Source organism: uncultured Campylobacter sp. (genome assembly GCF_938045405.1).
Lineage (GTDB): Bacteria > Campylobacterota > Campylobacteria > Campylobacterales > Campylobacteraceae > Campylobacter_B.
This window is the reverse complement of the sequence record NZ_CALIMW010000144.1, coordinates 1-13,479: the sequence shown is the minus strand read 5'-3', so window position 1 is coordinate 13,479 and position 13,479 is coordinate 1. Positions and strand designations below refer to the sequence as shown.

Here is a 13,479-nt window from a genome sequence, read left to right as displayed (position 1 = left end):
CGACACGATCTCCAAACCGAGCGGCTTTTACGAGCAGTAAGGCTTAGCGCGGTATCTCGGGCGGTTTGCGCCGCCCGAAATTTTATTCTGCTTTAAAAGACAATATAAAAAACGAAAATTAAGTTTAATAAATATACAATTAGGCACCATTTAAAAGGAGAAAAAATGAGACGAATTTTTTGTTGAGCCTTACGGCTATCGTAGGTTTAGGTCTTGCCGGATGCAGAGAAGACGAGCCTAAAAAAACGGTTGCAGATTATCTGCTTGCGCCGTTAGAGGCAAAAGCGAAACTGGAGCTTTGCGAGAAAATGCAGCCAAAGGATGTTATCAACGATAAAGAGTGCAATAATGCAAGCAAGGCGAGAGAATATTTAGCGCAAATGAACGGACTTCCAAATGGAAAATGGTATGAAGTAGATTATTATATAAAGCATCCTGAGCGAATTAGCGAGAATCTTAAAAAATAACAATCAATCTTTGAAAGTATTAGCGCAAATGCGCTAATAATGTTTTTTCCAAAGCGAGATTGAAGAGAGAAAGAGAGCGGAAGTCTTAACGGCGAGCATTAAGTAGCTTCAATTTTTTCAAATTTTCTTCGCAGCTTTTATAGCCGCGTGCGTTCAAATATCAGATATGACTTTTATCGTAGGCGGCTTGATAAAAACCTTACTTGACCTACTGCGCTTACGCAGCGTTTAAATTTAATCTCGCCAGCGGCTACGCTAAATTTTTAAAATTTCAAATTTCACAATCTCGTTAAATTCTAAAATTAAAAATTTCAAACTATGGCTTTCACAAAATTTTGGAATTCCATATTTTTTAAGTCGCGGAAAATTTTAAAATTCTAAGGTTTTCTTTCGATGTTCGTGTCTGCGCGAGTGCGCGCAGGCGGGCGCATGCAAGAAATAGCCTCGGGCGCTGTTTTATCGCAGGTCTCCGTTCACATCAAGTCGTACCGAACCACGTCCAAGCCTCAAAACTCATGCGATTGCTAATTTTGCTATCGAGCCATACGTAAGCCCGCGCCCAAACTCGCGCGGCTTACTAATGTCGCTCGGCAGAATTTTAAAATTTCATCCAGGCTCAATCCGCTCTACGCAGGCTCCGCCGCCGCGGAATTTAAACTTTGTTTTGCTATAATCGGACTAAAATTTCGGAGGCCATCTATGAAAATTTTACCCTACGTCGCGCTCGGCTTGTTTCTTGCCGCCTGCGCGCAGGTCCCGCCGTCCGCCGAAAATACCCATGCCGTAAACGGCGCCCCCGCTGGGAACGTCACAAATTCTACCGGTGCAGACAATGCCGTCAAAAATCCCGCCGCGTCCGAGATTTCCGCCTCGAAAAACACAGCCTCTGCGAATGTCTCCGCTAAAAATTCCACCGCGTCTTCTATGCGCGAAATTTGGGGATTGCTAGAAAATGCCGATCGGGCGCTGCTTGCCAAAGAGATCTCGCGCGCCGAAGAGCTTGCCGTGCGGGCGCAGGAGCTTAGCGAGCTAAAGCGCATCGAAGTAGGGCGGATTTTTAGCAGATTTGTTCGCGCGCGGATCGCCCTGCAGCGCGGCGATACCGACGCCGCGATCTCGCTAGCGACGGACGCGAGCTCCATGCAAAGCGGGGTGGCGGAGATATATGCCGATGCCGTAAATTACGAGAGCGCCTATACATTCGGGCGCATATACGAGGCTCGCGGCGATCGCAAGGGCGCTGCGCGCGAATATCAGCGAGCGCTGTTTGTTTGGACTATGTTTTTGCAGAGCGATCCCGTGCGTGCGGAGGAGATTTTCGCCCGACTGCAAGTGCTCGTGTCCAATCCTTACGAGGCCGAAGGCAGGGCTAGCGGCGCGTGCGAGTATCTGCGCGCCAAGGCTAGCTCTGCTTTTGATGAGCCCGCACCCGAGCCCAAGCGTCGCGCACTGCGGGATTTGGCCGTATGGGAGGCGCACTGCTTGCATCTGCGTCCGTTTATAGATGACGGATCGGATGAGAGTGCGCGTAGGGCTTCGCTCGCGCGTGATTACGCGCAACTATACGCGGGGCTGGGTGAGTGTGCCGCCGCGCTAGAGCATCTGCTTGCCGCAGCGGAGCTCTCGGATGCGACGGAGCCCGATACGGGCCGGCTTTATCTACAGATCGCGCGACAATTTTTGGCGATTTACAAAGAGGCGGGCGCGAGTAAAATTTCTGCGAGCTATGCGCAGAAAAATTTAGCCGCGGCGCAGGATTACGCGGACAGATCGGTAAAGCTCTACGAGGGCATGCGCGGCACCGCCTACGAGCACTCGGGCTACGATGGACACGAGATTTTAGGCGAGATCGCGATGATACGCGGCGATCCGTCTGCGGCGCTGGGGCACTTCGCGGCGATGAGAGACGATGCGGCGGCGCTTTTGGCATATCAGCGGCTGCCGGCTTACAAAGAGGCGCTAGTCCATGCGCTAGAGCTGCTCGCACAGTGCTATGATGCGCTAAAAGATCGCAAGAACAAAGCGGCGGTTCTGCGCGAGCTTAGGAAGCTAAAGAAGGGCTAGCGGGCTACCGGGCGGCGGCGTTTCGTGAAATTTTGCCGCTGCGCTGCGATAGAATTCGGCTCGGGCGTTGCGCAGTTTGAGCACCTAGGCGCGGCAGAATTTTATGCCGTTTGCGGGCGGTACGGGCTTGCGGCAGATTAAGATCACACGGCGGAGCTCGCGCTTTTGAAACTTGATTTTAAAAGCGAAATTTATACCCGCGCCGTAGATTTGAAGCGGCATCCGTGCCTGCGCGGCGATTTGTCTTCGCATCGCATTGTCTTTGTATCGCGGCCACTAAAAGCCGCAATTTCACCGGCACATGAAGCTTTGCGGGCGCTATTGAGTGCGCGTTATGAATGCGGTTCGGTGTCGCGCGCGAGCTAGAGCTGGCTTTGGGGCTGCTTGTGCGGTGGGCGCCGTTTTATCGCAGACCTCGTCCGTACCGAGCCGCTTTAAAGCCCCAAAACTCACGCGATTTCTAATTTTGCTATCTAGCCGCATCGAACCGCAACCAAACTCACGCGGCGAAAATCTAAATTTACGCTATAATCTTGCAAAGCGGAGCGTAGAACTCCTGCTGCGCGTGCGCGACGAAATTTAAACAAAGGCCCGCAAATTCGGGCTCCTTAGCTTTCGCGCGGCTGCGGCGTAACGCTAAATTTAACGGAGGGCGCATGGATAAGGAGTGGTATATTTTTGAGAAATTTAGATCGAAGCTTAACGGCGATGATTGCGCCGTAATCGGCGAGCGGGCGTATTGCAAGGACCTTTTCGTCGAGGGCGTGCACTTCCGCCGTGGCTGGCTGAGCCTGCGCGAGATCGGCGCAAAGGCGATGCTCGTGAACATCTCGGATATGATCGCGACGAATGCGCGCCCCAAATACGCCCTGCTGGGGCTTGCGCTGCCGCGCGAGATCGGCACGCGCGAGATCGACGAGCTGTGCGCGGGCGTGAGCGAAACGGCGCGCGAGTGGGGCATACGGATCATCGGCGGCGACACGATCGGCTCGGATCGCATCGCGCTTAGCGTGAGCCTGATCGGCAAGTGCAAGCGCCCAGTGTTTCGCAGCGGCGCGCGCGTGGGCGATCTCATCGCGCATACGGGCGAGCTAGGCGGCGTCAGGCGCGATCTGGCGGTGCTTTTAAGAGATGAAATTTCGCCCGCTAGCTCGCAGACGCAAAACCGAAACGATAAAATTTTGTCGCTGCAAGGCCCAAGCGATGAGGTGCGAAGTCCGGGCGATAAAATTTCACCCGCGCGCGCCGAGCCGCAGAGCCTGGACGCTGAAACTTCGGCAATGCAAATTTTAGACCTTGAGCCGCAAAGTCTGGACGATAAAATTTCACCTGCGTACGTCAAGCCGCAGAGCTTGGATGCCAAAATTTCGGCGCAAAATTCTGTGTCGCAGAGCGGAGACGATCGCAAGAGTCCTACGTCGCAAAGCCTCGCATGCGAAAATTCTACATCGCAAAGCTCTGCAGGCGAAAATCCTGTGCCGGGTAGTGGTTCATATCGCTTGCGCGAGGATCTGCGCGCGCAAATTTCAAAGAATTCGCGCTTCGTCAGGCCCGTCTTGCGCGATAAGTTTTTTTACAAGGCGGCGAAGCTCATAAGCGCGGCGATGGACATTAGCGACGGGCTTGCGCAGGACTTGCCCCGACTACTCGAGGCTAGCGGCGTGGGTGCGCGCTGGATCGCCCGTCCTAGCGAGGCTGCGTTACAAAGCGGCGAGGAGTACGAGATTTTGTTTAGCTTTGCGCCGAAGTTTTTGCCCAAAATCTATGCGATCGCCGCTAAAACGGGCGTTTCGATCAATATTATCGCCGAGGTTTGCCCGCGCACGCCGCAAAGCTCGATGGAATTTCGCGGCAGCTCGCATCACTTCGCGCCTTGAAATTTTGCCGAGCTCGCTTTAAATTTTAAGGCGCGCGGCATGGAATTTCAAATTTCGCGGAGCCACGAAATTTTGTGGAGGCGTAGAATTTTATGAAGCCGCGGAATTTGGAATTTGGAATTTCGCCCCTTCACGTAGCCTACACGCAAGCTCGCTATCATACCGCTACAAAATTTACAAAGGAGCCGTATGAGGGAGATCGTAAAAAAATTTGTCGCAGGCGACGCGGATATTATATTCGCCAGACTTTCCGTTATCATCGTGCTTGCCGTGATGGGCAACTACAAGTGGTTTGAGTTCGAGGTGGATGCTTTAAAGCCGCTCTTTTCGCAGACGTGGCTTTCGTTTTTGCCCTCAGCGCTTGGGGATGCCGGCGCGAGCTATTTTTTGGGCGTGGTGGAGACCGTGGGCTATCTCTCGCTCATCGCGGGCTTTTTCAAGCCGAAGGCGGGCATCGTGGGCGATCTCATCGTGATCGTCATGGCGCTGAGCACGCTCAGCCTACTGCCGCAGCTGGGCAAGATCGACGGCTTTATCTTTAAAGACCTTTTCTTGCTAGGCCTTGGCTTGGTGCTGCTAAAATACGACCTGGCGCGCCTTTGCCGCGGAGAAAAAATCTGCGATTGAGCCGTCAAAACATACTGGCGTCGGTTCCGACGCAACACTAAATGATCGCACACGGCGAGCTTGAGGCGTTTGATTTAAAGCCTGCTTTGCCGGCTGGGTGCGTGCTTGAGCTCGCTCGCTCGCATAGCACCCTTTAAAATACGGCCGCGCGCTAAAATTTTATGACGCGCGGTTGAAATTTATTGAGCTGCGGTAATTAAATTTTACCGACGCTTAAACTCAAAATTATAAAATTTAAATCGACCTATCAGATTGTGCCACAAATTAAGTCGCGTTAAATTTGACGGCGAAAGCTTAATCTTAAGCTCAAAGCATTAGATTCAGATCCAGCCGAATTCGCATTTGATTAAGCGAAACGAAAAGTGCAAAGTTATATCATTTCTTAGAAATTCTCCAATTTTTTCGAAAGGATGAGATATGAAGCACTTTTCACTCTCAAAGGCCGTTTTTATGGCGGCGAGTCTGGCCCTGCTCGGGCTAACGGCTGCGAATGCGCAGGAGAAATTTTCCCCGGTTATCGTCATTCACGGCGGCACCAGCGGGCTTGATCTAACTAAAGAGGAATTTAAAATCCGCGAAGAGCCGATGAAAAAAGCGCTTTTAGCGGGTCAAGCCGTCCTTGAAAAAGGCGGCAGCGCGATGGATGCCGTAACAGCGGCGATAATGGTGCTTGAGGACGATCCGAATTTTAACGCGGGCAAGGGCGCGGTATTTACCGCCGACGGATTTAACGAGCTTGATGCCTCGATCATGGACGGCTCGACCAAAAAAGCGGGCGCAGTCGCGATGGCGAGGCATATCAAAAACCCTATCCTAGGCGCCAGGCTCGTGATGGACAAGACATGGCATACGCTGGTTGCGGGCGAGGGAGCCGACAAGCTCGCTAAAGAAAACGGCCTAGAGATGGTCGATCAGAAGTATTTTTTCACGCAGTTTAGATACGACGCGCTGCAAAAAGCTAAAGAGAAGCAAAAGCTGCTACTTGATAGCGAAAAGGCAAAAAAGATGTCGCTAAATTTACACGAGCGCCCATATCTTGGCACAGTAGGCGCGATCGCTCTGGATAAAAACGGCAACTTAGCCGCAGCGACCAGCACGGGCGGCATGACCAACAAAATGACCGGTCGCATCGGCGATAGTCCGATAATCGGCTCCGGAACCTACGCCGACAACGACTCGGTGGCGGTTTCGTGCACCGGCACGGGCGACATCTATATGCGCGTAAACGCCGCGCACGAGGTCTCGGCTCTGTATAAATACAAAACCTCCGACGTGCAAAAAGCAGCTGAAGATGCAGTAGCTCAGGTCAAAGCTCTAGGCGGCAGCGGCGGCATCATCTCGATCGACAAGCACGGACACACGGGCTTTGCATGGACGAAAGACAAGCTCGGCATGTATCACGGCGAAGCAAGGCTCGGAGCTAAGCCGATCGTTTACTGGCCGCTTGGCGAGAAATAAGCGTAAATTTAGCCCCTCTACGGGGCTAAATTTAAATCAAATAGCGAGAATAAATACGCTTTTTATCGCACGTCTATCAAATTTGGCGCCTTCGTCGATCAAGTGCTTCGGCGAAGCAAATTTAGTCAAATTTTAATTTCAACACCTTGGCAAAGCGCAAATTTTCTATTTAAAATCGGCTCTCTTTAACTTAGGCTCAAACCAAGGAGTATTAAGTTCCGCCGAGCCTTAAATTTTACCGAAATCCATATTTCTTGATACCAAAGCGCTTAAATTTCAGGTAGAATATCGCCACATAAAATCAAGGCGGTAAAATGAGAAAATTTATAGTCGTTCGCGGACACGCGGGCTCGGGTAAAACGACTTTCGCAAAAGAGAAGATTAAAGAATTTAAAAATGAATATCCGCAGGCGCAAATTTATCATCTGGAAAACGATATGTTTCTAACCGATGAGATGGGGGTTTATACTTGGTCGCCGAAGCTTTTGGAGGATGCAAAGCGCAAAGTCGCCCGCGAGATAAAGCAGGCGTATAAATTTGCCCTGGAAAACAAAGCTAAAGACGTTCTTATCGTGCTTAGCAACGTGAGTGCGCGCACCAAAGAGCTGCTAAGCCTAAAAGAGCAAGCCACCCAGAATGGATTTATTTTCGAGTGCTTTAGAATGCAAAATTTCTTCGCCTCCGAGCACGGCGTCGATGAAAATACTGTGATAGCAATGTTTATCAAGGTTGCAAACAACAAAATAGAGGGCGAAATTTTGATCCCACCCGTCAACCCTATGAGCGAAAGCGTAGCGCAAAAGATCAAAGACGCGGCGGCTCTAAACAGGCGCGATCTGCCCTTTGATGCGGCGCAAAATACCTACGTAACGAAAAAATATATCGCCGCCACGCAGGACAAAAGGCTCTGGAGTGCGCGTCAAAGCGAGCTTTATCCCGAGCTTCGCACCTACAAATACTCAAAACGCGTCTTTTTCAAAGCCGATTGGGATAAGGCGTTGCTTGAGATGCGCGGGCTCATAATGGACGATGATCTAAATATCATCGTGCGTCCGTTTAAAAAGGTCTATAACTATTCGGAATTTACCTCGCGCAAAAGCCTTTATCCTATCGATATCACAGACGATACGCCCGTAATCGCCGTGCGAAAGGTAAACGGCTTTTTGGGGTGTTGCACCTACGTAGATGCCCACGAAAGCGGCGCGAGCTTTAACCGCCGCGTCATCTACTCCACGACGGGATCGACCGATAGTAGATTTGCGCAGATGGCGCGCGAGCACTGCTGTAAATTTGAAGAAATTTTCAAACGCTATCCAAATAAAACTTTTTTATTTGAGATCACCGACGAGAGCGATCCGCACATCGTAGAAGAGGAGCTTGGTGAGACTTTTATCGGACTTATCGACGTTAAAACCGGCGCGCAAGAGAGCGAATTTGAGCTGGATAAGATCGCCGCAAGTACCGCTGGCGCACTAAAAAGACCTTTTTATAAAGATGGCGAGCAGTATCTAAAAACGACCTTTGCGGAGCTTAAAAATATAGTCAAAGAGGCGAAATTCGAGGGCTTTATGGTGTATATCCCAAGCCAAAACGATTTTTGCTTTAAGATGAAAACGCCTTATTATCTCGTGAATAAATTTTTCGCTCGCAGTAAAAACGAGGCGCTTTCCGGCAAACTGGATAAAACCAAGCTCGATGAGGAATTCCACCCTTTGGTCGATCACATCAAAGCAAACGAGCGAGAATTCAAATCCCTTGACGAGCAGGGCAAGCTAGGCTTTATAAAAGAATTTTTGGAAAAAATTTAACGATTAGCGCGAATATTTGACGCCGCGCAAATTTACGTAAAGCGTAAATTTGATGCAGCGATTAAAGCTTAAAGGAAAAATGATGATATTTTTTACCTCCGATTTGCATTTTTATCACGGCAATATTATGAAATACTGCCCTAAATTTAGGGCTTTTAACGATGTAAGCGAGATGAACGAAAAGCTAATAGAGCTCTGGAACGCTGTAGTGGGGCCCGAGGATACGGTTTATGATCTGGGCGATTTTGCATTTTGTAATAAATTAAAGGATCTAAAAAGCGTCGCGCGTAGGCTAAACGGCTCGCATGTGTTGATTTTAGGCAACCACGATACGCTCATTAGCCAAAACAAAGAAGCGCTGCTACGCGAGCTAAAAGATGACGGAAATCCTATTTTTAGCGATATCCTGCACTACAAGGAGCTAAATTTTGACGGCGGCGCGGGCGCGATAAAGGACGGCAAAGCGGGTATGAGCATCTGTATGTTTCACTATCCCGTAGAGGAACATAACCACGCCTCGAAAGGCTCTTTTATGCTTCACGGACACTTGCACGACCGCGCTTCCAGCCTAGAGGGGCGCATACTAAACGTAGGCTTTGACTCGCACGGCAAAATTTTAAGCTTAGACGAAATCGTGCAAATTTTAGGGCAAAGGCAAATCGCGGCAAGATATTCGTGATCCGGGCTAAACGCGGACAGCCGCAGCATTGATTTAAGCGTAGCCTGCCGCAATATCTTACAAAATCACCCGCATAATACCGGGATAGGCAAAGCGCTTGACGGCAGCAGCGGCGGCATCATCTCGATCGATAAGCACGGACACACGGGCTTTGCATGGACGAAAGATAAGCTCGGTATGTATCACGGCGAAGCAAGGCTCGGAGCTAAACCGATCGTTTACTGGCCGCTAGGAGAGAAATGATAGATTTTAGCAAATAGCGCAGAAAGCGAGGACGCTCGGCGAGAAACGATCAAATTTGATCCCGCCTATTTTTACACGGGCGGGGGCGAATTTGGTTAAATTTAATAGCTTATTCAAAAATCCCAGAATTTGATTTTATATGAAAGACGAAGTCAAATTTAAAAGCGATAAAACCTAGCTTCACCGCTCAAATTTTGCCCTTTTGTCTACGCGCAAATTTTAAAATTTGCCGCACGCTTTAAAAGATCGGTGCGTATTTAAAAGACGATTACGCGCCTAAAATAGCTGCTCCAATCGTTTTAATAAAGCTTCGCTTCGGCGTGACGGGGCGGAGCTAAATTTTAAATTTACTCGCGCGTAATCCACGCCGACGCACCGAGCGGCAAGAATGAGAAGCAGGGTATGTTCTCTTTTGGTACCAAAATCCAAAACGATACCGCCTTTTGCACTAGCTATGAATACGGCGTGTATGAAGCAACAGAGCAAGGGCGAACCCAACCGGTGCGCCGCGAAATTTTTACGGAATTTTGCCGATTGTCGCGCGCGGTTTTATCTAAGCTGCTGCAAATTTTATTCGTAGCCGCCGCGATCTTGCCCGCGTCCAAATAAAATTTCACGAAATTCCGTAGAATTTTACGCTATGTATTTTGCAAACCGGCGGATGAAATTTTTCGAGTGCGACCGGATTGCATGCGCAAATTCCGCCGTCAAATTATAACCTAGCGCAAATTTTTACGAACGAATCGCTAGCTAAATTTAAACCCACGCGGTTAAGCCTAGCAAGCCCGCCTGCTAAAATTTCGTTCGCGCAGAATTTCATTTGGATAAAGTTAAAATTTCACCTCAAATTCTGTCCAGTCCTCGTTGCTATCGCACGAAATTTTAAGCCCGAGCTCGTCGCAGTATTTTTTCACGATAAAAAGCCCGATGCCAAAGCCGCCGTTGCGCTCGTCAAAGCGAGTGTAAAGCTCGAAAATATGCGGCAGATTTTGCTGCGCGATGCCCGCGCCGCTGTTTTTTATGCGAAGCGAATGCTCGCGCAGGCTTACCTCGACGCAGCCGAGCTCATCACAATATTTTATCGCATTGCCAAGCAGATTGTCGATGATTTTTCGCAGCTTAAACTCATCCGCGCAAAAGGCCACCGGGCGCAGATCGGCGTTTAAGCTTATGCACTTTTGCTCCGCAGAGATGCCGAAATACCTGATGCGGCTTTGCAGCAGCTCGCCTAAATTTACCTCTCGCCCGCTGCCGCTTTTGTTTAAGCTTAGCGCGGTTAGATCCTCAAATAGCGCGTTTATCGTATTTGCGCCCGTCTTGATATTGCCCAGATATTTTTTCGGTTCGGTTTCAAAAAGCTCGATACTCATCAAAATCACGCTAAGCGGGGTTTTTATCTCGTGCGTCGTGTCTCGGATGAAGCCGTCAAGAAACTCGATCTTTTCGTAAAGCGGGCGCAGCGAAAGGCGGATGATAAAATACGCGATCAGCAAAATAAGCGCCAAAACAAGCGCGCTCGCGGCTAAAATTTTAAGCTTCAGCGCCGCTAGCTTGCCCTCAAGCGCCTCCGTTTTGATCGCCACGTAATACTCCGTGCCGTCCTTGCCGGTGAGATTAAACTGCTCGATCCTGCCAGACCCCTCCATATACACGCGCGGCGCGCCGTCCTTCGGCTCAAAATCCCGCGCGATCTCATCGCTGCTATTCAGATCCGCCGCGTATACCTGCATGGCGTCGAAATCGCTCTCTTTTAGGCGTCCGCCGCGAGCGAGCTTAGCCTCTAAGCCGTGTTTAAAATCCCTGATCGCAAAGGCATCGCGATCCGCGATAAAAAACTTCTCCCGCTCGTAAAATATGCTGCTTACCAGCGCCAAAAACAGGACGCTGGTAAGCGTGTAGAGTAAAAAAATCGGTAGAATTTGACGCATTTTGGACACGGCGCGCTCCTAAAGATATTTGTAGCCGAGTTTGGAAGCGTTTATGATGCGATCCTTGCCCAAAATTTTTCGCAGCTCCGCGATATAAACGCGCAGGCTAAGCTCGCTCGGACTCTCGTCGTAGTCCCACAGTGCGGCGAAAATTTCATCTTTGCTAAGGAGCTTATCGCGGTTTTTTAGAAGCAGAGCAAGAAGCCGCGCCTGCTTTTGCGGCATCGGCACGGCTCTTCCGTCGCGATAAAGCGCGTGCTGAGCCATATCGAAGCTAAAACCTCCGCCGATATTTTCGCGCAGGGCGGCGTTGTGGACGAAGGTGCGCTTTAGTAGATTATCCGCGCGCAGAGCCAGCTCTTTTAGCTCGAAAGGCTTTTTGAGGTAGTCGTCGCAGCCGCTTTTAAAGCCGCTTTCGACGTCTTGCAGAGTGTTTAGCGACGTCGTGAAAATGCACGGTGCTCCACGCCCCGCCTCGCGCAGCTCGCGAAGTAGCGCAAAGCCGTTGCCGCCGATGATTTTGACGTCGAAGATCCACAGATCGAAGCTCTTTTCGTACGCTAATGAAAGCGCCTCGTCGTAGCTTTTGCTGCCGCTTACCTCGTGCCCCGCGCCGCGCATGTAGGTGCACATCATATCTAGTAGCATCCCCTCGTCCTCGACGATCAAAACCCTTGCCATAGCCCACCTCCTTGCGTAGAATTTTTGAAATTATACCCTGTGAAATTCCACGTAAAATTTAATTGCAAAATTTCAGGGCAAAATTTTATCGTGGCGAAAACGGCACGTCTTGGCTCAAGAGCACGCTTCGTAAATTTAGATTGCTCGCCTAGTAATTAATTCGCGCAGTGCGCCAAGCGGCGCAAGAGGCTAAAATTTTACGATATAAAATTTTCGCGCCGCGGAATTTTAAAATTTACAAGCAAAATGCCGGGCTTTAAAATTCCGCCGCTACGAAATTTTAAAATTTCACGTCCTAAAATTTCGCCGCGCGGAATTTCAAAACCTCGCCTGCGCCGATAAAATTTTGCGAAATTTCATCGGCTCGCATAAGCTTCAAAACTAAATTTTAAAATTTCTACGCCGCGATTTGATAAAGTAAAATTCCGCGCAAGTGTTGCGCGGAACTACGTAGCTTGCGCGTAAGCGGCACTACTGCGCCATAGGACACGGAGCGGCGCTCGCATTTTGATTGCACGGCATATCACCCCTTGGCGGCATTGCCGGACCCGCGCCGTCGCCCATTCCTTTATGCGGCATATGACCGCGCTCGCCTGGAGCCGCCTGCGATCCGTGCGGGCCAAACCCGTGAGCAGGCCTTTTAAATTTGCCGAAATTACCGCGATCCTTAAGCTCGATATCCAGCCTATCCGCCTGCTCGACGCTTAGCTTGCCCGCCTGGGCGTTATAGTTTTGTCTAAACTCGTCTAGGAATTTCTCGCGATCCTCGACGCTCATAGCGTCCAGCTTCTTTTTAAACTCTGTCTTAAATCCGCGCTTGAGATCCCTTGCCTGCGCTCTTAGCTCGCCTGCGCGCTTGTCGATCTCAAACGCCGCTTCGCTTAAGCTCTTGGCGTCCGCGCCGGCGATCGAGGCATTGATCTGCTCGGGGCTGCTTGAGCTAAAATCTGCGGCGAACAGCACGCCCGCGACTAAAACACTTGCTAAAACAATCTTTTTCATTCTCTCTCCTTTGTGAAAGTTAGCGTGATTGTAGAAAAAAGTCGTGAAGAAAAAGTTAAATGAAGCTCACGCCGCCAAAATAGCTCGGCGCCGTAAATTTAGAACTTTGATTTAAATTTAGAAAATTTTGCGCTGCGGCAAAAACAGGGCGTAATGAGCGCAAACGGAGTTAAATTTTAAAATTTTAAGCAGGAGAGGGTGCTGCGCAGCGCGTAAATTTAGCATAAAATTTCGCGCTGCATAAGTTGTATCAAAGCCCGCCGTGCGTAAATTTAACGGCAGAGCGGGCGTATCTCGGCGCTGCGGACGGCGAAATTTCATCGCGTAAATTTAACCGCAGGGCTGCTAAATTTAGAGATTGCGGATAATTAAATTTCATCCGCGAAGAAGCTTATTTTATGACGCCGCAGACCATTCTAGCGCCGCCGCCGCCAAGCGGCTTCGGATGGTCGCTGTGGTTATCGCCGCCGACGTGAACCATTAGCGAGTGGCCCTTTAGCTCATCTAGGCTCTTGATCTTCGGAGCTAGCACCGGATAGACCGCATTGCCCTCGGCATCGACAAAAAGCGCAGGCAGATCGCCCTTGTGACCGCTATCGTCCCAAGCAAACGAGTGCTTTTTGGTATCGCTCGGATCCCAGTGGC

Annotated in this window: 13 protein-coding genes; 8 read left to right on the top strand and 5 right to left on the bottom strand. The window is 50.1% G+C overall.

What is annotated here, in order from left to right:
* The first annotated feature begins 179 nt into the window (after positions 1-179).
* Positions 180-467 (top strand): EexN family lipoprotein, encoded by a 288-nt coding sequence (locus Q0140_RS05675; protein WP_297962693.1) that lies wholly within the window; start codon positions 180-182, stop codon positions 465-467.
* 699 nt (positions 468-1,166) lie between these two features.
* Positions 1,167-2,531, top strand: a complete 1,365-nt coding sequence (locus Q0140_RS05670; protein ID WP_297962692.1) for a hypothetical protein — start codon at positions 1,167-1,169, stop codon at positions 2,529-2,531.
* Positions 2,532-2,615: 84 nt separating this feature from the next.
* Here Q0140_RS05670 and Q0140_RS05665 read toward each other — a convergent pair whose 3' ends face one another.
* Positions 2,616-2,783, bottom strand: coding sequence for a hypothetical protein (locus Q0140_RS05665; protein ID WP_297962690.1), 168 nt, complete (start codon positions 2,781-2,783; stop codon positions 2,616-2,618).
* A 404-nt stretch (positions 2,784-3,187) separates the two neighbouring features.
* Between Q0140_RS05665 and Q0140_RS05660 the strand changes: the two genes are divergently transcribed.
* The 6 genes from Q0140_RS05660 to Q0140_RS05635 all read left to right on the top strand — a co-directional run bounded on the left by Q0140_RS05660 (position 3,188) and on the right by Q0140_RS05635 (position 9,832).
* Positions 3,188-4,408, top strand: coding sequence for a thiamine-phosphate kinase (locus Q0140_RS05660; RefSeq protein ID WP_297962688.1), 1,221 nt, complete (start codon positions 3,188-3,190; stop codon positions 4,406-4,408).
* A 189-nt stretch (positions 4,409-4,597) separates the two neighbouring features.
* Entirely contained in the window at positions 4,598-5,035 is a 438-nt protein-coding gene (locus Q0140_RS05655) for a DUF417 family protein (RefSeq protein WP_297962686.1), read from the top strand.
* Positions 5,036-5,452: 417 nt separating this feature from the next.
* Positions 5,453-6,493, top strand: coding sequence for an isoaspartyl peptidase/L-asparaginase (locus Q0140_RS05650; RefSeq protein WP_297962684.1), 1,041 nt, complete (start codon positions 5,453-5,455; stop codon positions 6,491-6,493).
* Between the two features lie 314 nt (positions 6,494-6,807).
* Positions 6,808-8,301 (top strand): RNA ligase, encoded by a 1,494-nt coding sequence (locus Q0140_RS05645; protein ID WP_297962682.1) that lies wholly within the window; start codon positions 6,808-6,810, stop codon positions 8,299-8,301.
* A gap of 82 nt (positions 8,302-8,383) precedes the next feature.
* Entirely contained in the window at positions 8,384-8,980 is a 597-nt protein-coding gene (locus Q0140_RS05640) for a phosphoesterase (protein WP_297962680.1), read from the top strand.
* A gap of 645 nt (positions 8,981-9,625) precedes the next feature.
* Positions 9,626-9,832, top strand: coding sequence for a hypothetical protein (locus Q0140_RS05635; RefSeq protein ID WP_297962679.1), 207 nt, complete (start codon positions 9,626-9,628; stop codon positions 9,830-9,832).
* Positions 9,833-10,053: 221 nt separating this feature from the next.
* On the opposite strand, the gene Q0140_RS05630 is transcribed toward Q0140_RS05635, so the two are convergent.
* The 4 genes from Q0140_RS05630 to Q0140_RS05615 form a co-directional block, all read right to left on the bottom strand.
* Positions 10,054-11,151 (bottom strand): HAMP domain-containing sensor histidine kinase, encoded by a 1,098-nt coding sequence (locus Q0140_RS05630; protein ID WP_297962695.1) that lies wholly within the window; start codon positions 11,149-11,151, stop codon positions 10,054-10,056.
* Between the two features lie 18 nt (positions 11,152-11,169).
* Positions 11,170-11,832 (bottom strand): response regulator transcription factor, encoded by a 663-nt coding sequence (locus Q0140_RS05625; protein ID WP_297962677.1) that lies wholly within the window; start codon positions 11,830-11,832, stop codon positions 11,170-11,172.
* A gap of 471 nt (positions 11,833-12,303) precedes the next feature.
* Positions 12,304-12,834 (bottom strand): DUF1104 domain-containing protein, encoded by a 531-nt coding sequence (locus tag Q0140_RS05620; RefSeq protein WP_297962675.1) that lies wholly within the window; start codon positions 12,832-12,834, stop codon positions 12,304-12,306.
* 391 nt (positions 12,835-13,225) lie between these two features.
* Positions 13,226-13,479 (bottom strand): superoxide dismutase family protein (locus Q0140_RS05615; RefSeq protein ID WP_297962673.1); only part of this gene is annotated, 254 nt, incomplete at its 5' end.